This window comes from Sunxiuqinia indica (assembly GCF_009847015.1).
Classification (GTDB): domain Bacteria; phylum Bacteroidota; class Bacteroidia; order Bacteroidales; family Prolixibacteraceae; genus Sunxiuqinia; species Sunxiuqinia indica.
The window spans coordinates 343,104-361,777 of record NZ_WVEM01000004.1 but is presented as its reverse complement, the minus strand read 5'-3'; the positions used below and the strand labels follow the sequence as shown (position 1 = coordinate 361,777).

Below are 18,674 nucleotides of genomic sequence, written 5' to 3'. Positions count from 1 at the left end.
TCGAGTTCTGAGTTTTGCGCTCCTTGTCGGAACAAACTCAAAATTTTATATTAATATTCAAGATTATCCAACACTTCCCTCAAGGCTGATAGCTAGTAGTTTTTGTGCTTCAACAGCAAACTCCATTGGCAATTTATTCAGCACCTCTTTTGCATATCCATTCACAATCATTCCAATGGCATCTTCGGTTGAAATGCCTCGCTGGTTGCAATAGAAAATTTGATCTTCACCAATTTTTGAGGTGGTTGCTTCGTGCTCAACAATGGATGACTTATTACCCACTTCGATGTAGGGAAAAGTGTGTGCACCACAAGTTGAACCTAAAAGCAAGGAGTCGCACTGGCTAAAATTTCGCGAATTGATAGCACCGGGCAATACTTTTACCAAACCACGATAAGAGTTGTCGCTAACCCCGGCTGAAATACCTTTAGAGATGATGGTACTCTTGGTGTTTTTTCCAATGTGTACCATTTTAGTCCCGGTGTCGGCTTGCTGATGGTTGTTGGTTAACGCAACCGAGTTAAACTCGCCAACCGAATTATCGCCCATCAAAATGCAACTTGGATATTTCCAGGTGATTGCTGAACCGGTTTCGACTTGAGTCCAGCTAATTTTTGAAGACTCACCACGGCAAATGCCACGTTTGGTTACAAAGTTGTAAACTCCGCCTTTCCCTTCTTTATTTCCCGGATACCAGTTTTGTACGGTTGAGTATTTTACTTCGGCTCTGTCGAGTGCAATAATTTCAACTACTGCTGCATGAAGCTGGTTCTCATCGCGCATTGGTGCTGTACATCCTTCCAGATAGCTCACATAACTGTCGTCTTCAGCAATGATCAAAGTACGCTCAAACTGTCCGGTCCCGGCAGCATTGATACGGAAATAAGTTGAAAGCTCCATCGGACAGCGAACTCCTTTTGGTATGTAGCAGAATGACCCATCAGAGAAAACCGCTGAGTTTAATGCCGCGAAGAAATTATCTGATGTAGGAACTGACATTCCCAGATATTTCTTAACCAGGTCAGGGTGTTCCAACACTGCTTCACTGAATGAACAGAAGATGACTCCCTTTTCAGCCAATGTTTCCTTAAATGTTGTTTTTACTGAAACACTGTCGATTACAGCATCAACGGCAACTCCGGCCAACACTTTTTGCTCTTCCAAAGGAATACCCAGTTTGCTAAATGTCTCTAACAAATCAGGATCTACTTCATCCAAACTTTCATACTGTGGTTTTTTCTTTGGAGCTGAATAGTAAATGATCTCCTGAAAATCGATTGGCGGAACTTTTAAATATGCCCAGTCGGGCATTGGCATTTCCAACCATTTTCGATAAGCATCCAACCGAAAATTCAACATGAATTCCGGTTCGTTTTTCTTGGCCGAAATTAGTCGTATTACATCTTCGCTCAGTCCTTTAGGAATGGAGTCCGACTCAAAATCCGAGACGAATCCAAATTTATATTCTTGCGAGGTTACCTCGTGTAAAATCTTATCTTGTTCTTCCATATCCCTCTATTTAGTTCGTTCTAATTGTACGCTTGTATTAACAAACGATAAAATAGACTGTTTAAATTAATTGCAAAGATAAGCAAGTAAAGCTATTTTTGCAGTTGAAAGCAGTATATACACACTCAAAGGTCTGATATTTAAAACATGGATAATACAAGCACACAAACAGCATTGTCGACATTAGGAGAATTTGGTTTAATTGAACGGTTAACGAAGAATATTCAGCTTCGGCAACCAAGCACGATGAAAGGAGTTGGTGATGATGCTGCTGTTCTTCACTTTGAAAACCAACATACTGTTGTAACGACCGACCTGCTAACCGAAGGCATTCATTTTAATTTGATGTATGTGCCTTTGAGGCATTTAGGATACAAAGCGGTGGTTGTGAATTTGTCTGACGTTTTTGCGATGAATGCTACGCCCACCCAAATTACGGTTTCGGTTGCTATTTCCAATAAATTTTCGGTTGAAGCAGTGGATGAACTTTATGCCGGAATTCACTTGGCCTGTGAGCAATATAAAGTTGACTTGGTTGGTGGCGATACAACCAGCTCTTTAACCGGACTTACCATTAGTGTAACGGCGATTGGTGTTGCCAAAGAGGAGGATTTGATTTACCGGAACGGAGCTCAATTAAACGACCTGGTTTGTGTATCGGGTGACTTGGGTGGTGCCTACATGGGACTGCAATTGCTGGAACGCGAAAATGAGGTGTTTAAAGTGAATCCGAAAGAGCAACCCAAGCTCGAAGGCTACGACTATATTTTGCAACGCCAGTTGAAACCTGAAGCTCGTGGCGACGTGATTCGTGCGCTGAAGAATATCGGTGTAAAACCGACTGCTATGATTGATATTTCAGATGGTCTGTCTTCGGAGCTGATTCATATTTGCAAAGCATCAAAAGTTGGATGTAGTGTTTATGAGGAGAAAATTCCGTTGGATTATCAAACCCGGAAGTTTGCCGATGAGTTGAGTATCAATCCATTGGTTTCGGCGTTGAATGGTGGTGAAGATTACGAACTCCTTTTTACGATTCCACTAACTGATCACGATCGGATTAAAAATGATCCAGACATTACCATTATTGGGCATATTGTTGAAGAAAGCTCGGGCACGAACCTGATAACAGGAGCCGGTGCCGAGATTCCACTGCAAGCGCAAGGATGGAATCCGATTGGAGAAGAAGAGAAATAATGCTTAGTTTGGAATAATTCCCATCTTTTTCATCAGGAAGTTGGCATTCATGGTTGACGTAACTCCATCGGTTAGTTTGTAGTCAAAAATTAATTCGTCGTCATTCAGTTGGATTTCGAAGCACTTATTGCTGACGTTTTTTGAGTACGTCTCTGCTAACGAAGTTAATTTAAGGTCGTGTGTTGCAACAATGCCAACAGCATTTAAACTAATGAGTTGCTCAATTAATTTGATGGAGCCGGAAAGTTTGTCCTCGGAATTGGTTCCTTTCAGCATTTCATCAATAATAACAAAAACTTCCTGTCCCGACTTGATTTCATCCAAAATGGCTTTCAGCCGCTGTAGTTCGGCGAAAAAGTATGATTCATCGTTTTGCAGGTTATCGGTCGTTCGCATGTTGGTGAAAAGCTGAATGGGTTTTAAGCTCAGCCAGCTGGCATTAACCCGGCAGCCGTTCATTGCAAGAATCATGTTAACACCGATGGTGCGCAGGAACGTGCTTTTCCCGGCCATGTTTGCTCCGGTGATTATCGCAATTTGCCCCAAACCGTTTTGCCGAAAATCATTACCAATGCATTTTGCCGACTTGATCAGCGGATGTTTCAGATCGTTGGCTGTAACATGAAACTCGCCATCTTCAAACTTGGGAATCGTCCACTCCGGATGATTGTGATTTAAGTTGGCAAGGCTTGATAAAGCATCAAATTCTGCAATCACATCAAACCAAAGGTTGATTGAATTTTTATAGTGCGTTTGCCATTGGTAAAGCTGATAACTGCAGCGTAAATCCCAAATTAAAATAGCGTTTAATGCAAGCCCCACTATAATATCCTGGCGATAGTCGAATCGAGCCATTATGCGCTGAAGCTTGTCGATTAGAGTGCTCGCTTTTTTATTTTCGCAGGATAGCTTGTTTTGTAACTCTTTCAATCTGGCTGAACTGAACTCTTTGTCTTCGATAAGAATTAACAATTCCTGATATCTGGCCAATAACTTAGACTGACTGCCAAATAGCTTGTAAAATGACTGTATTGTTTTTCGATAATAAACCAATACGCCGCCATTAATGATTAATGATAAAATAAACAGTGCCCATGGAATGGTGGTGAATTGACAAACCAAGAACGAAACCAACGAAAGTATCGGAAGAATTATGAGCAAACGTTTGATCGTTTTCGGGTTCTGAATGGTTGCGTTTTGAGTGATTTTTTGCAGCAGGATAAAGTCTTCTTCGTCGTGGCTATGCCCTTTGGCAGCAAAAAACTGGCGCCATCTTGTGTGTTTCGCCAAGTCGACCAGAGCCGCTTGCCTTTCTTGCAGAGTTGTAATGTCTTTTTCCGGTTGACTTAAAAATGCTGCCAGTTTCTTTTTCCCCAACTGAGTAACTGTCCGGTTAATAAATTGAAACAATGATCCCGGGCCAAAAATGTCCAAATCAAAAGTAAAATGGTGATGCGGATCGATAAATTCTTTTCCATTTTCGAACTGACTATATTCTTCACCCAGAGCCAGTAATTCTTTTTGGTTGATATCCACCAGATTGGAGAAGAGCTTTTTTCCTTTTTCCTTTTTCAGAAAAGCTTTAATCCAGTAGAAAAATAGTATGGTGCCAGCTGTTGCGAGCGGGTAGGCGATCCAACCTGAAACTTTAGGTAAGTAAATTAGGGATAGAATAATTCCAACAAATGCTAAAAAGCGAAAGAGCGCCAATTGTCTGATTTGCTTTTTTAGAGTTGCCAGCTTTTGCTGGTCGTAGGTCAAAAATTTCTCGTATTCCTGAAAAAGGTCTTGGTTCATGTTTTATTTATTGAAGTCGGACCAGCTGGCTTGCCGACAATAATATCGTGGTAATGAAAATAGAAAAGACCAGCATGATGATATAGCTTTCCTCGTTGGTGAGACCGGCGTGTTCCAGTTTGGGGAGTTTAAGCAGTAAAAACCGATTTTCGACAATAACGAGCAACTTGTAGATAAAATGGCCGATTAAAACGCCAACCAACATTCCTGTGAGGATGTCGAAAGGATAATGAACTCCAAGATAGATGCGGGTATAACTCACCAGAATAGCCCAAAAGTAGATTAAAAACTGGTAACGAGTATTTTTGAACAGCCGGGCCGTAAAAACAGCAACTGCAAACGAGTTGGTGGCGTGCGATGAGAAAAAACCAAATAAGCCGCCTCTGCTGTGTACATAGTGCACCAAATCCTGGATAGCAGGTTCGTGAGTAGGGCGAAACCGCTGAACTGTTTCCTTAAAAAAAACGGAGACCTGATCGCTAATGACAATTGTGAGTGCAAGTAATATGAGGATTACAAGTGCCTTCATTTTGTACTTGCGAACAATGAAAATAATCAGCGTAAGATAAAAAATAGCCCAGGTTCCGGTTTTGGTCAGCAGTGACATGACAATATCCCAAAACGAATTGTGCATTCCATTGAAAAAGAAGAATATGGATTGATCAAGTTGTTTTATGGATTCGATAAATGCCATTACGAAGGATTCAAAATTTGCCAGATTTTATCTTTCAGCTCTATAATTCCCTGATTGGCTACCGAAGAAATAAAGTGATGCGGAATATCTTTCAATTCGGAACTGATTTCCTGTTTCAGTTCTTCATCCAGAAAATCTGATTTACTGATTACCAGATAACGTTCTTTGTCCAGTAACTCAGGGTTGTACTTTTCAAGTTCATTTAATAGAACACCATATTCGTTCCGGTGGTCTTTGCTATCGGCCGGAACCATAAATAAAAGCATGGAATTTCGCTCGATGTGCCGAAGGAATCGTAGTCCCAGGCCTTTTCCTTCATGCGCTCCTTCAATAATTCCGGGAATGTCGGCCATAACAAACGATTGCTGGTCGCGGTATGAAACGATCCCCAGATTTGGAACAAGCGTGGTAAACGGATAGTCAGCAATTTTAGGTTTGGCCGCCGAAACAACCGAGAGGAGTGTTGATTTTCCGGCACTCGGAAACCCAACTAGTCCAACGTCAGCTAAAATTTTAAGCTCCAAAATCTTCCAGCCTTCAGTGCCGTCTTCGCCCGGTTGAGCATAGCGTGGTGTTTGGTTCGTTGACGATTTAAAGTGGGTGTTTCCCAAGCCACCTCGGCCACCTTTTGCCAGGTATTGGGTTTCGCCATCTTTCGTAATCTCAAAAAGAAATTCACCGGTTTCTCCATCTTTTGCAACGGTTCCTAACGGAACATCAATCGTAATATCCTCGCCATCAGCACCAAAACTGCCGTGTCCTCCGCCAGATGCACCGTGTCCGGCAAAAATGTGTCTTTTGTACCTCATGTGAAGCAGAGTCCACATTTGAGCATTGCCTCTTACAATCACATGGCCGCCACGTCCTCCGTCACCACCGTCAGGGCCACCTTTAGGAACAAATTTCTCTCTTCGCAGGTGAGTTGATCCTGAGCCACCATTTCCAGAGCGACAGAATATTTTTACGTAATCAACAAAGTTATTTTCAGCCATGGTATCATTTTGTTACAGTGCAAAATAAACAAAAAAAGACGAACGTATTATAATACATTCGTCTTATAAGTTGTGTTGTTTCTTTTAAAGTGCTTTTACGGTCTCTTTCAGGCGCGCTGCAATTTCTTCAACAGATCCCATTCCGTCAATATCAAAATGCTTGTTTTGTGCGGCATAATAATCTTTGATGGGGGCTGTTTTTTCGTGGTAAACTGAAATTCGGTTTTCAATAATCGATTCGTCCTGGTCGTCGGAACGTCCGGATGTTTTGCCTCGGTTCAGCAGTCGGTTAATCAACTCCTGTTTCTCAACCTCCAGGCATAGCATGGCAGAAATCGGAGTTTTATTTTCGTCAAGCATTTCATCCAGTGCATTTGCTTGCGCTACCGTTCTTGGAAATCCGTCGAAAATAAAACCTTTAGCTTCCGAATTGGCTGTCAGTTTATTTTTGATCATCCCAATTACAACCTCATCGGTTACAAGCTCTCCTTTATCCATAAATTGTTTGGCTTGAAGGCCAAGCTCCGTTTGTGCGGCAATTTCATTGCGTAATATATCGCCGGTTGACAAATGAATAAGCCCGAAACTTTCAATTAAAAACTCGGCCTGGGTTCCTTTTCCTGCACCCGGGGGACCGAATAAAACTAAATTTAACATGTTGGTAATATCTATTTTGGTTTTTGTGAGTATCCTTCTTCAACTATTCTACTGCTTTGAAAATATCGATCAGATTGCGACCACGTCCGTCGTAATCCAGCCCATATCCAACAATAAAATCGTTTGGGATTTCGAGGCCGATGTAGTCCAGCTTTACTTCTTTTACAAGTGCATCGGGCTTTAGTAGCAGAGTGGCAACTTGAACCTCTGCCGGCTTGTGATCCTGAAGCTGTTTAATCGTATTGTCAATTGTTATCCCCGAATCCACAATATCTTCTAAAATAACAACCGTTCTTCCTTCCAGACTTTCATTCAAGCCAATTAATTCTTTTATTTTTCCGGTTGATTGAGTTCCGGAGTATGAAGCGAGTTTCACGAAAGAAATCTCAGCATCGAGTAAGGTAATTCGTTTAAAAATTTCGGCTGCAAACATAAACGATCCGTTTAAAATGCAGAGGAACAGTGGGTTTTTTCCTTCCAGCTCTTCATTCATTTTATCAGCCATTTTTTCAATTACCGAACGAATTTTCTCGTAAGGGATAAATAATTCGAACTCTTTATCTAATATTTTAATGTTACCCATTGCCCCGATTTTTTTGTTATTGGAAAGAAGAGTTTTTAATCTGTTTATTTTCGATTATTTTAGCTCTGATTTTAAAAAGTTACAAAGAAACAAAAATTAATTGAAAAGATGGAAGCGAAAGTAAGTATCATAATGGGAAGCACTTCTGATTTGAGTGTGATGGAAGGTGCCGCAAAAATTTTAGACGAGTTTGAAATTCCTTTTGAAATTAACGCCTTGTCGGCGCACCGCACCCCGGAAGAAGTGGAGCGTTTTGCAAAGGGTGCAAAGGAGCGGGGAATTCAAGTGATTATTGCAGGAGCAGGAATGGCTGCCCACTTGCCTGGAGTAATTGCAGCAATGACAACACTGCCGGTTATAGGTGTCCCCATAAAAGCGAGTTTGGATGGCTGGGACTCGATGTTAGCCATTTTGCAAATGCCTCCCGGAATTCCTGTTGCTACGGTGGCCATAAACGGAGCCCGCAATGCCGGAATTTTAGCTGTTCAGATGATGTCGCTGGGCGACAAAGAACTGATGGGCAAATTGGAGAATTTTAAAGAGGAGTTAAAAGACAAAATTGTAAAGGCCAATAAAGATTTATCAGAGGTAAAGTTTAAATTCAAAACAAATTAGTTTTTTGTTAAGCTAAAATGTTGTAACTTAACGTTGCTTTTGTGCTTAAGGGTGTACCTGTTACACCCTTTTGTTATGATTAAAAAAGTCGTTTTTGTTATTTTTATATTGTTGTGTGTTTACGCCGAAGGGCAGGAAGTCTTTCATACACCGGCGAGATTTAAAGCAGTAGGCAATGCCAGTGTAAGCTTGCAATCACCGCTTGCTGTGTGGTCCAATCCTGCGGGAGTTGCGTTGATAAGATTAACATCGGTCGGTTTAAACTACGAAAGCCGCTTTTTATTGGACGAGCTTCAAACAGCCTCTGCTTTTCTTGTAATTCCAATAGTAAAGACCAACTTCGGATTTTCATTTTCTCAGTTTGGCTACCACGCTTATCGGGAAAACAAGTGGTCTGCCGCGGTGTCCAAACGATTGGCTGAACGCTTACTTGGAGGGGCTCAGTTTCACTACCACCAGCTATCTCTGGCAGAAAATGATCAGCGAGCCGGAGTCTTGCTTGTCGATCTGGGTATTCAATTTCAGCTAGCAGAAGATTTTTGGCTTGGCGCTCAGCTCTTCAATCCGTCGGAAGTGAGTATTCATCACCTGTCTATGGATTATGATTTCCCTTTGATTTGGCGAGTAGGGGTGCACAAACTTTTTGAGAAGACGGTGCTTTTTGCTATCGAGATGAAGCAATGGGAAAAGCAGGCTGTCGGGTTTTGTGCCGGAATGGAGATCCAGCTGAAAGATCAAATTCAGTTACGCTTGGGGGCTGACAGCCGTCAACGCCAATTCGCGATGGGGATCGGTTATTCTCTACAGCACTTTCAAACCGACTTAACCTTTAGTTATCACCAGTTTTTGGGATATACGCCATCATTTTCAATTTATTACCAATTACCATGAAAAGACTGATTCTTTATATCGCCTTTTCAGTTGTCCAGACTTTCGCTTTGGGGCAGGTTGCCGACTATGAATTTCAAGCTGAATTGGAAAGCATGATAGAGGCGGTTGTTGCGGAGGATGAAAACGCCGATGTTGAACAGTTGACTGAAGAATTACAATTGATCAGGGAACAGCCGTTCAACATTAATCAAGCTACACGTGAAGATTTCGAGAGACTCTATTTCTTATCGGGACTGCAAATCGCCAATTTGTTGGATTATCGTAAGAAATATGGTGAGATTTACTCTTCATTCGAATTGAACAGCATTGATGGATTTGACCCGGATTTAATTCAGGTGTTGCAGGCCTTTGTGTCGTTTGGAGAGTCGAATGAAAAGCCTTTCCGATTTCGTCCACGACAGGAAGTGATGCTAAGAGCAATTCGGCTTTTGGAAAAGCAAAAGGGATATAAAGAACCGCGAAAATACGTGGGCTCTCCAGAGAAGTTATACTTTCGGTATCGGTATTCTGGAACCGGTTTACATGCTGGATTAACTGCGGAGAAGGACGCCGGCGAGTCTTTTTTTAGTGAAGCGAATCCCGTAGGGTTTGATTACTACAGCGGCTATCTGAATTTCGATTTTCAGGACGGAAAGCATCAACTTTATGTAGGCGATTATCTGGTTCGGTTTGGACAAGGATTAACAGCTTGGCAAGGTTTTTCACTTTCAAAGTCTGCCGAGGTGGGAGGCGTGGCAAAATTCAATCAGGGGATAAAAAGCTATTCATCAACCGATGAGAATAACTTTTTGCGCGGCGCGGCAACAAGTCTGTATTTAGGGAAACTCCAATGGAGTTCATTTGTTTCTTATAAGCGGTTTGATGCAAATAAAGACAGCGTTGATGGGGCCGCTGTTTTTACTTCTTTTCAAACTTCGGGTTTGCACCGGAGCAAAAACGAAATTGACGATAAAAACTCAGTCACGGGCTTTACTGCCGGAACAAACCTGAGTTTTTCTTTTGATAAACTATCCGTAGGATTGACCGGAGTTCATTTTCGTTATGAGCTTCCATTGCAACGAAAATTGGCTGACTACAACCTTTTTTTGTTTGACGGAAGACAGGTAAGTAATCTCGGATTGAGCTACAAGTATGGACTGAATCGCTATTTCTTTTTTGGAGAAACAGCCTGGTCCAGTACAAGAGGAACGGCATTTATTCAGGGGGTGCAGGCTAATCCGGCGGATCAGATCGCACTATCCGTTTTGTACCGAAATATTGGTAAAAACTACAATGCCCCGTTGGCAGGGGCTTTCACCGAAGGAAGCAAAGTGAATGACGAACAAGGTGTTTATTTTGGAGCAGTGGTTCAACCCATTGCGGGAGTCAGTCTTCGCATGTACGCTGATTTTTTTCAATATAACTGGATAAAATATACAACTGTTGCGCCCGGAAAGGGACAGGAGTATTTGCTTCAGTTAGATTATAAGGTTAATCAGGACTGGAAGGTGTACTCCCGTTATTTTCTAGAGAAAAAGCCGGTAAAAGCGAATGGCGATTTCACAAAGTTAAATGTGGAACAATCCCGGGAAAAGGTTAGGATTCAGATTGAAGGTGCTCTTTGGGGACAGTTTATCTCAAAAAGCAGGTGGGAGTGTATTTGGTATCGCCACGAGCAAAAATCATTTGGTTGGATGGTTTTTCAGGATGTCGGTTTTCATAGTAAAAGCAATTCGCAGGCATGGTGGTTGAGGCTGGCTTATTTTCATACTGACGACTATGATTCGAGGGTTTATGCTTTTGAAAATGATCTACTTTACCAGTTTTCTGTTCCCGCCTTTTATGGCGAAGGAATACGAATCTATGCAAATGGAAAAGTTAAAATATGTGAAAAGATTGACGTTTGGATGAAAGTTGCAAGAAGCTGGTTTCTTGGGGTTGACAAGCTGGGTAGTGGTTATAGCCAGATCGATGGTGGCAAAAAGACTGAAGTTAAATTTCAGTTAAGATTCAAGTTTTGAGTTGATTTTATATCTTTGCGGCAAATGCTTAAAGGATTGGGGTGAAAATGAACTATGACGATATTCGACCTTATGAAGACCATGAAGTTAATCACTACATTAACGTATTGCTGAAAGACGATATTTTTCAAGAGGTACTTCAATTTATTTTTCAGGATGAAAACCAACGTGCTCAGGCAAAAGCAATGTTGTCGAAAATCCAGACCGTAGAGGAGTTGCAGTTGACTTTTATGCTTTCGTTGGTTACTGATTGGATTATTAAAAAAACAACTTGTGGCGTAACCTGGAGTGGTTTGGATCAGTTGGATAAATCGAAAAGTTATTTGTTCATTTCTAATCATCGCGATATTATTTTGGATGCAGCGCTTTTAAATTATACCATTGTAAAGGCTGGAATGAATACGACCGAAATTGCAATCGGCAACAACTTATTGATTTACGATTGGATTGTTCATGCGGTAAAGTTAAACCGGGCTTTTGTTGTTAAACGAAATTTGCCTGCCCGAGAATTGCTGATGGCCTCGAAAAAGCTTTCTACCTATATTCGTGAAGCCATTACCAACAGAAACCGATCGGTTTGGATTGCTCAGCGCGAAGGAAGGACAAAAGACGGAAATGACCAAACGCAACAAGCGTTGCTTAAAATGTTGAACTTAAGCAACGATAAGGACTTTGTTGAAGGTTTTCATGAACTGCAAATTGTGCCCCTTTCTATTTCATATGAGCGTGAACCTTGCGGAATCTCAAAGGTTGAAGAGATTTATAAACGCGAAAGTGAGGGCTTTGAGAAGACGCAGGCCGATGATTTGAAGAGCATGGCTTTTGGATTGACTCGTCCGAAAGGAAGGGTTCACTTTTCGTTTGGTAAGCCAATTGATGCGCCGTTGGAAGAGTTTGCAAAAGCTGAAACAGCCAACGAGAGCGTTCAGCAACTAGCTGATTATATTGATGAGCGGATCTACAAAAACTACAAACTTTGGCCAAATAATTACTTAGCAGCCGATTTAATGAACGGTAAAGACGAACATGCCGACAAAATTGAAGAGGCAACGCGTGATAAGTTTTCAGAATTACTTCAGGATTTAGTCGATACAATTGGAGAAGGAGATCCGAAGCGTCAGCAGGAGTTGTTTGTTAAAATGTATGCTAATCCGTTGTTGAATGCTGAAAATGCAGTCAGTAAAAAGGCTAATGCTTAATTCTGCATAAAGCAATAGATTTTATTCTCAAATGTCCGTTATCAATTTGTATGTCTTGATTTATTGACAACGTTGATGAATTGCTTGATGGTTGTTTCATTTTTGAATATTTACCGGGATTGAAATTTTCAAATCGAAATAAGGGGTTTTAGATACCACATACTTCCATTTTTTACCGCCGAGGATTGCTCTTTCATTCGGGAGTCAAAGAAGAACGGTTGATAGTTGCAATTAACCTGCAATTTGTGGAACTTCGTTTGTCGTTTACCAAAACCTGGAATGAAACGAGTATGTAAAATATTCATACACAGAAGCATGATTATTTAAAGCGAGTTCCATGTGTTGCGAAATAATAAACAATTATAAACAGATGAAAAAATCCGACAGGAAATTTTTACATCGACCCGAATATCCGGGAGGAAATGAGTCATTCAAAGCTTTTATCAAAGAGCATTTGGTTTATCCCAAGAGAGCATTGGAAAATAATATCCAGGGAACGGTTTATTTACAAGCCGAAATTAATGACGAAGGTGAAGTGTTGCAGGTAAAGGTAGATAATGGCATTGGCTTTGGTTGCGACGAGGAAGCTGTCCGTTTGGTGAAAATGATGCACTACGGTAAGGTGAAGAATCGTGGAGTACGATTAAAAGCATGGAAAAAGCTCAGGATAAATTTTCGTCTCGATGAACACAAGCCCCAAGGGGTCTCGTACAATTACTCAGTAAAATCAGACCAAGAACAAAAATCGGCTTCAGGTACTTCATACCAGTATACGATTCAATTGCCTCCTAAAAAATAAATTCCTTTCGTTTCTGATTGCCGACACGTGTCAACGTTTTCTTAACTCTCCAGATTTAATTTAAGTCCGTTGTTTCTTTTATCAAGCTTACACAGGTTAACTTTTTTACCTGCTGTTTCGTAATTTAAAATGTTAACGATTGTTTATTTGAGGACTATGGCATTTATTTTGATCGGTTTATAATCGCATTAAATGATTTAGAGTGATGAAAAAAATGACAAGTGTAATTCTGTTGCTTCTAGTGTTTTCAGGTTTTTCCATGGCGCAGAAAGAGACAGATAAAAAAGAAAATATCAAAGCATTAATCGAAAGCAGGCAATTTAAATTTACTGCTCGCTCGGTGACACCAATGAGTGGAGGAACGATCAATTTAACTTCAACTTACGATTTTTCCGTAGATAGTATGCAGGTTGAATCCTGGTTGCCTTTTTATGGGCGGGCTTATCAATCGGATTATGGCAGTACTGAAGGAGGTATCAAGTTTAAAGAGGTTGCTAAGGTTTTGGAAGTTGAGAGGAACGACAAAAAAGACTCTTATGAAATCCGAATTGAAGTAGACACCGCAAAGGACAGTTATAAGATTGATATCCATGCTGGCGACAGTGGTTATGCTTCCATGAGTATTCTTTCCAACCGGAGGCAGTCGGTGAGTTATTACGGCATTATTGAGCCGTTAGACGAATAAAAAAAGGCAGGTTTTCCTGCCTTTTTGGTTGTATGATTTTATTCTTAACCTTCTACATTAACTTTTTTTGATTCTCCCGGTAAAATCAGATTCAGTAAAATTCCAACCACAGCTGCCAGCCCAATTCCTGCGAGTGAAAAATTACCCCAGGAAATAACTGCACCTCCAATTCCGATAGTCAGAACGATAGACACAACCACCTGATTTCGAATTTGTGAAAGATCGGTTTTTGAATCGATCAGTGTTTTAATACCGACAGAGGCAATTAATCCAAAAAGCAAAAGCATGATTCCTCCCAATACCGCTTGAGGGATGGTTTTCAGAATACCACTGACCTTTCCGATCAATGAAAAAACGATCGCAGTAATTGCAGCAATTCGCAGGATGAATGGGTTGGTTACTTTTGTTAGGGCAATGGCTCCTGTAACTTCAGAGTAGGTTGTATTTGGAACGCCTCCAACCATACCTGCAAGTCCGGTGGCAATACCATCGCCTAGTAAGGTGCGGTGTAAACCGGGCTTTTCAATAAAATTTTTCTCAGCCACGCCACCAATTGCGTACATGTCGCCTACGTGTTCAATAATAGGGGCTACTGCTACCGGAATCATATATAAAATAGCATTCCAGTTAAATTCAGGCACGATAAATCCGGGAAGCTGAAGCCAGGCAGCTTCTTTTATTGGGGTGAAGTCGATAACGCCAAACACCAGACCGGCAATGTACCCAACGACGATGCCAATGAAAATAGGAATCAGTTTGATTAACCCTTTGGTGAATACGACCACAATAACAGCAGTAGCCAGGCTGATGACAGCAATGGGCCAATGTGTCTTGGCCATGTCAATCGCGGTTCCTGCCAGTGACAAACCAATAATCATGATTACCGGACCAACTACTGTAGCAGGGAACAGGCGCTCGATGAGTTTTATACCCCGCCATTTTACGAGCGCCGAAACGACTGTATAAACAATACCAACTGCAACGATGCCGGATAGTGCTCCCGGTAAGCCATAAAGTCTAGTGGCTTCAATAATTGGAGCAATAAAAGCAAAGCTACTGCCCAGAAATACGGGAACCATTCCTTTTGTTATCAGGTGAAAAATTAGCGTTCCAATTCCGGCAGTGAATAGAGCCACGGCAGGATCGATACCAACAAGAAGCGGAACAAGGACAGTTGCTCCGAAGGCTACAAACAAAAATTGCACGCCCAAAACCATATTACGTCCTGTAAATTGGTTCTGGTTTTCATTCATTTTCAGCTTAGTCATTTAATTTGAAATTTAGTTAGCGAGTGTTAATATAGTTTTGCGGAAATGTCGCGGATATAAAGCTGGATATTTGTTTTACCTCTAAAAACATTCTCGGCAATCGAATAACAAATGTCAAAAGGTAAACCTTGGCTGATGGCATCGTAATGATCAGCCTGGTTAAAAGCGATGGCCGGGAATACAGATGAGTTTCCTGTTGGTTCAACCAGATCAAGCTTAAGGTGTTCCAGCTGACGGCCAACACAGCGGCTGGTGCCACTGTCGAGCACATTTTCGGTTACAAAAACCGGATCCATATTGTGAGGTCCAAACGGAGCAAACTGTTTCAGAATACGGTAAAACTTAGGTGTGATTTCTGAAAGTTGAATTTTGGCATCCACATCCATCGTCTCCGTTTGCTGTTGCTTCGTAATGCTATTGGCCACGATTTCTTCAAACCGACGGGTGAATGCCGGAATGTTGTCAATTTTCATGGTTAAGCCGGCAGCATACATGTGTCCGCCATACGATTCCAAAAGGTCGCTGCATGAACCAATTGCTTCATACAAATCAAAATTCTTTACGGAGCGTGCTGAACCTGTTGCCATGCCATTTGACTCGGTGAGGATGACAGTTGGACGGTAATAATGCTCAGTCAACCGGCTGGCCACAATACCAACAACTCCTTTGTGCCAGTCGCGGTTGTATAGCACCGTTGCTTTACGTTCGTTTTGGTTCGGATCGTGGGTAATCATATCCAGTGCTTCCTGGGTAATGTCGCGATCCAATGTTTTGCGTATCTCGTTGTACGAATTGATCTCATTGCCGAGTTCGATGGCTTCTTCTTCTTCAGTAACCACCATGATTGCCACTGATTTTTTACCGTGTTCAATTCGGCCTGAAGCATTCAGGCGTGGTCCAATTTTAAAAACAATATCGCTCACCGAAATGTCTTGCCCCACAAGACCCGACATTTGGATGATGGTTTTCAATCCGAGGCTGGGGTTCGAATTTAACTTGCGAAGCCCGTAATAGGCCAAAACCCTGTTTTCTCCAACTACCGGAACAATATCGGAAGCAATACTGACAACGACAAGATCAAGTAAATCGTAGAGCTCAACAATCGGGACATCATTTTTTTGCGTGTAGGCCTGAAGCAGTTTAAAGCCAACTCCGCATCCGGAAAGCTCTTTGAACGGATAGTTGCAATCCGGGCGCTTGGCATCAAGCACTGCAACTGCCTCGGGAATGACATCATCAGGGTTGTGATGATCGCAAATGATAAAGTCAATACCGCGATCTTTGGCATTTTTTATTTTTTCAACCGCTTTAATTCCACAATCCAAAACAATAATAAGCGAAATCTTTTCTTCCTCTGCAAAGTCAATGCTTCTTGGCGAGATACCGTAACCTTCCGAGTAACGATCAGGAATATAATAGTCCAGATTTTTAATCCGGCTGCGTAAAAACTGGTACATCAAAGCGACCGAGGTTGTTCCGTCAACATCATAGTCGCCATAAATCAATACTTTTTCTTCGTTTTCAATGGCGCGTTCAAGTCGTTCAACAGCTTTGTCCATGTCCTTCATCAGGAATGGATCATGTAAATCGGAAAGGCGTGGTCGGAAAAAAGATTTTGCTTCGGCGTAAGTTGAAATTCCTCGTTGTGCTAACAGGTTTCCAATAACCATATTTACGTTGAGGGCAGCAGATAAATGCTTGATAACATTGGCATCGCCTTGAGTTTTAATGTTCCAGATTTTATCCATTCTTGCTGATTACTTCTTCCTCGTTTTGGGTGCACAAATTTAATTTGTCAAAGATAAGCAATGCTTGGCGATCTGGAAAACGAAAGCACGCCATATCGTTGACATTCTGTTAACAATAAAGCGATATTCGAATCTAAATTTCACCCATTCAAATCATTAGACTCGTTATAAAATTATCAATAGTAAGGTAATAGTCTCAAAATGTTGATTATGTTATATTTAGTTTGAGGTGGACTTTGGAATGTAATCAGCATTTCTTTGTTATATTTGCACCTGATTTTTTTAAGAAATATTTCAAACTGAAAAGTACCCATGAGTATAGCAGAGCTTAGCGAGCAAGAGGTGATCCGCAGAAATTCATTGGCCAGATTGCGCGAGTTGGGAATTGAACCCTACCCGGCAGAGCAGTATCCGGTGAATACGAAAGCAAAAGAGATAAAAGACAATTTTGACCCTGAGAAGGAGAATTATCAGGAGGTTGTATTAGCGGGGCGGATTATGAGTCGCCGAATTATGGGGAAAGCTTCATTTGCTGAATTGCAGGACGATTCAGGTCGTATTCAGATGTATTTTAACCGGGATGAAATTTGTCCGGGGGATGACAAAACCTTGTACAATGAGGTTTTCAAAAAGCTGTTGGATATTGGTGACATCATTGGCGTGAAAGGATTTGCGTTTACCACACAGGTAGGAGAGAAATCCGTTCATGTTAAAGAGTTTACGGTATTAGGGAAATCACTTCGTCCGCTTCCGATTGTAAAGGAAAAAGAAGGAAAAACCTACGATGCATTTACGGATCCGGAACAACGTTACCGTCAGCGGTATGTCGATTTGGTGGTTAATCCACAGGTGAAAGATGCATTTATCAAGCGCACAAAAATCATTAACACCATGCGTGAGATGTTTAACGAGTGCGGTTATTTGGAGGTGGAAACACCAATTTTGCAGGCCATTCCCGGAGGTGCAGCTGCGCGTCCGTTTATTACCCATCACAATAGTTTAAATATTCCGCTGTATTTGCGAATTGCCAATGAGCTTTACTTGAAGCGTTTGATTGTTGGTGGTTTTGAGGGTGTGTATGAATTTGCCAAAGACTTTCGTAATGAAGGAATGGACCGGACTCATAACCCGGAATTTACAGCCATGGAAATCTATGTCGCGTACAAAGATTATAAGTGGATGATGGATTTTACGGAAGAAATGGTGGAGCGTGTGGCTTTGGCACTTCATGGAAAAACCGAGATTCCTGTCGGCGATAAAATGATCGATTTTAAGCGTCCTTATCCTCGCGTGACCATGCGAGAAGCTATTTTGGAGCACACAGGACATGATATCGACGGAAAATCGGAAGCCGAACTTCGTGAAATTTGTAAAGCATTAGATATTGAAACTGACCCAAGCATGGGAAAGGGAAAATTGATTGATGAACTTTTTGGTGAAAAATGTGAGCACAATTACATTCAGCCAACCTTCATTATCGACTACCCGATTGAAATGTCGCCACTCACCAAGAAGCACCGTGACAACCCGGAGCTGACCGAGCGTTTTGAGTTGATGGTAAATGGAAAAGAATTGGCCAATGCCTACTCGGAGTTGAATGATCCGATCGATCAGCGCGAGCGTTTTGAAGATCAGATGAAGCTTTCGGAAAAAGGAGATGATGAGGCCATGTTTATCGATCAGGACTTCCTGCGTGCCTTGGAATATGGTATGCCTCCAACATCGGGAATGGGAATTGGAATTGACCGACTGACCATGTTTATGACCAATAACATGTCAATTCAGGATGTATTATTCTTCCCACAAATGAGACCGGAGAAAAAAGCTGCCGTTGACACGGACGAAATGTTCGTAGAAATGGGTATTCCTGCCGAATGGGTTGAAGTTGTTCGCAAACTTGGATTTCAAAAAACGGAGGCTTTGAAAGAAGCGAAACCAGGAAAATTTTTCAATGACCTTTGTGGTTTCAATAAAAAAAACAAACTTGGGCTAACAAACCCTTCAATGGATGATGTAAAGCAATGGCTGGCATAGCCGGAG

General features: G+C 41.5%; 16 protein-coding genes. 8 read left to right on the top strand and 8 right to left on the bottom strand.

The features are described 5' to 3' along the window. Nucleotides 1–63 precede the first annotated feature (63 nt). Nucleotides 64–1,509, bottom strand: a complete 1,446-nt coding sequence (sufB, locus tag GR929_RS08575) for a Fe-S cluster assembly protein SufB (protein ID WP_159518775.1) — start codon at nt 1,507–1,509, stop codon at nt 64–66. A gap of 147 nt (nt 1,510–1,656) precedes the next feature. Between sufB and thiL the strand changes: the two genes are divergently transcribed. Then, nucleotides 1,657–2,706, top strand: a complete 1,050-nt coding sequence (gene thiL, locus GR929_RS08570; RefSeq protein WP_159518773.1) for a thiamine-phosphate kinase — start codon at nt 1,657–1,659, stop codon at nt 2,704–2,706. A gap of 3 nt (nt 2,707–2,709) precedes the next feature. Here the strand turns inward: thiL and GR929_RS08565 are convergent, their stop codons facing one another. From GR929_RS08565 to hpt, 5 genes are all read right to left on the bottom strand, one after another. After that, nucleotides 2,710–4,503, bottom strand: a complete 1,794-nt coding sequence (locus tag GR929_RS08565) for a MutS-related protein (RefSeq protein WP_159518771.1) — start codon at nt 4,501–4,503, stop codon at nt 2,710–2,712. Between the two features lie 7 nt (nt 4,504–4,510). Continuing rightward, entirely contained in the window at nt 4,511–5,197 is a 687-nt protein-coding gene (locus tag GR929_RS08560) for a phosphatase PAP2 family protein (protein WP_159518769.1), read from the bottom strand. Continuing rightward, nucleotides 5,197–6,189, bottom strand: coding sequence for a GTPase ObgE (gene obgE / locus GR929_RS08555; protein ID WP_159518767.1), 993 nt, complete (start codon nt 6,187–6,189; stop codon nt 5,197–5,199). Before obgE ends, GR929_RS08560 begins: the two co-directional genes overlap by 1 nt. An 84-nt stretch (nt 6,190–6,273) precedes the next feature. Continuing rightward, nucleotides 6,274–6,846 (bottom strand): adenylate kinase, encoded by a 573-nt coding sequence (locus GR929_RS08550; protein WP_159518765.1) that lies wholly within the window; start codon nt 6,844–6,846, stop codon nt 6,274–6,276. Nucleotides 6,847–6,889: 43 nt separating this feature from the next. Then, the gene (hpt, locus tag GR929_RS08545) at nt 6,890–7,429 is read right to left on the bottom strand and encodes a hypoxanthine phosphoribosyltransferase (RefSeq protein WP_159518763.1); all 540 of its coding nucleotides are present in this window, start codon (nt 7,427–7,429) and stop codon (nt 6,890–6,892) included. 99 nt (nt 7,430–7,528) lie between these two features. Between hpt and purE the strand changes: the two genes are divergently transcribed. From purE to GR929_RS08515, 6 genes are all read left to right on the top strand, one after another. Continuing rightward, on the top strand, nt 7,529–8,044 hold the full coding sequence (gene purE, locus GR929_RS08540) for a 5-(carboxyamino)imidazole ribonucleotide mutase (protein WP_449655404.1): 516 nt from the start codon (nt 7,529–7,531) through the stop codon (nt 8,042–8,044). Between the two features lie 75 nt (nt 8,045–8,119). Then, a complete protein-coding gene (locus tag GR929_RS08535) occupies nt 8,120–8,935 on the top strand; it encodes a hypothetical protein (protein WP_159518759.1) in 816 nt (271 codons plus the stop codon). After that, nucleotides 8,932–10,935, top strand: coding sequence for a ComEA family DNA-binding protein (locus tag GR929_RS08530; protein ID WP_159518757.1), 2,004 nt, complete (start codon nt 8,932–8,934; stop codon nt 10,933–10,935). The genes GR929_RS08535 and GR929_RS08530 overlap by 4 nt, the downstream gene beginning before the upstream one ends. Before the next feature lie 47 nt (nt 10,936–10,982). After that, complete coding sequence (locus GR929_RS08525; protein WP_235934188.1) at nt 10,983–12,134, top strand: 1-acyl-sn-glycerol-3-phosphate acyltransferase; 1,152 nt, start codon at nt 10,983–10,985, stop codon at nt 12,132–12,134. 370 nt (nt 12,135–12,504) lie between these two features. After that, a complete protein-coding gene (locus GR929_RS08520; protein ID WP_159518753.1) occupies nt 12,505–12,933 on the top strand; it encodes an energy transducer TonB in 429 nt (142 codons plus the stop codon). A gap of 205 nt (nt 12,934–13,138) precedes the next feature. Beyond that, entirely contained in the window at nt 13,139–13,618 is a 480-nt protein-coding gene (locus GR929_RS08515; RefSeq protein ID WP_159518751.1) for a DUF4251 domain-containing protein, read from the top strand. Nucleotides 13,619–13,662: 44 nt separating this feature from the next. Here the strand turns inward: GR929_RS08515 and GR929_RS08510 are convergent, their stop codons facing one another. Both GR929_RS08510 and recJ read right to left on the bottom strand, forming a co-directional pair. After that, a complete protein-coding gene (locus GR929_RS08510; protein ID WP_235934167.1) occupies nt 13,663–14,886 on the bottom strand; it encodes a uracil-xanthine permease family protein in 1,224 nt (407 codons plus the stop codon). A 26-nt stretch (nt 14,887–14,912) separates the two neighbouring features. Beyond that, nucleotides 14,913–16,634, bottom strand: a complete 1,722-nt coding sequence (gene recJ, locus GR929_RS08505; protein ID WP_159518749.1) for a single-stranded-DNA-specific exonuclease RecJ — start codon at nt 16,632–16,634, stop codon at nt 14,913–14,915. A gap of 312 nt (nt 16,635–16,946) precedes the next feature. Between recJ and lysS the strand changes: the two genes are divergently transcribed. Further along, entirely contained in the window at nt 16,947–18,668 is a 1,722-nt protein-coding gene (gene lysS / locus GR929_RS08500; RefSeq protein ID WP_159518747.1) for a lysine--tRNA ligase, read from the top strand. The last annotated feature ends 6 nt before the right edge of the window (nt 18,669–18,674 follow it).

Coding starts and splice junctions, on each gene's coding strand:
- sufB (WP_159518775.1), bottom strand. CDS start 1,509: ATGGAAGAACAAGATAAGATTTTACACGAGGTAACCTCGCAAGAATAT.
- thiL (WP_159518773.1), top strand. CDS start 1,657: ATGGATAATACAAGCACACAAACAGCATTGTCGACATTAGGAGAATTT.
- GR929_RS08565 (WP_159518771.1), bottom strand. CDS start 4,503: ATGAACCAAGACCTTTTTCAGGAATACGAGAAATTTTTGACCTACGAC.
- GR929_RS08560 (WP_159518769.1), bottom strand. CDS start 5,197: ATGGCATTTATCGAATCCATAAAACAACTTGATCAATCCATATTCTTC.
- obgE (WP_159518767.1), bottom strand. CDS start 6,189: ATGGCTGAAAATAACTTTGTTGATTACGTAAAAATATTCTGTCGCTCT.
- GR929_RS08550 (WP_159518765.1), bottom strand. CDS start 6,846: ATGTTAAATTTAGTTTTATTCGGTCCCCCGGGTGCAGGAAAAGGAACC.
- hpt (WP_159518763.1), bottom strand. CDS start 7,429: ATGGGTAACATTAAAATATTAGATAAAGAGTTCGAATTATTTATCCCT.
- GR929_RS08535 (WP_159518759.1), top strand. CDS start 8,120: ATGATTAAAAAAGTCGTTTTTGTTATTTTTATATTGTTGTGTGTTTAC.
- GR929_RS08530 (WP_159518757.1), top strand. CDS start 8,932: ATGAAAAGACTGATTCTTTATATCGCCTTTTCAGTTGTCCAGACTTTC.
- GR929_RS08525 (WP_235934188.1), top strand. CDS start 10,983: ATGAACTATGACGATATTCGACCTTATGAAGACCATGAAGTTAATCAC.
- GR929_RS08520 (WP_159518753.1), top strand. CDS start 12,505: ATGAAAAAATCCGACAGGAAATTTTTACATCGACCCGAATATCCGGGA.
- GR929_RS08515 (WP_159518751.1), top strand. CDS start 13,139: ATGAAAAAAATGACAAGTGTAATTCTGTTGCTTCTAGTGTTTTCAGGT.
- GR929_RS08510 (WP_235934167.1), bottom strand. CDS start 14,886: ATGACTAAGCTGAAAATGAATGAAAACCAGAACCAATTTACAGGACGT.
- recJ (WP_159518749.1), bottom strand. CDS start 16,634: ATGGATAAAATCTGGAACATTAAAACTCAAGGCGATGCCAATGTTATC.
- lysS (WP_159518747.1), top strand. CDS start 16,947: ATGAGTATAGCAGAGCTTAGCGAGCAAGAGGTGATCCGCAGAAATTCA.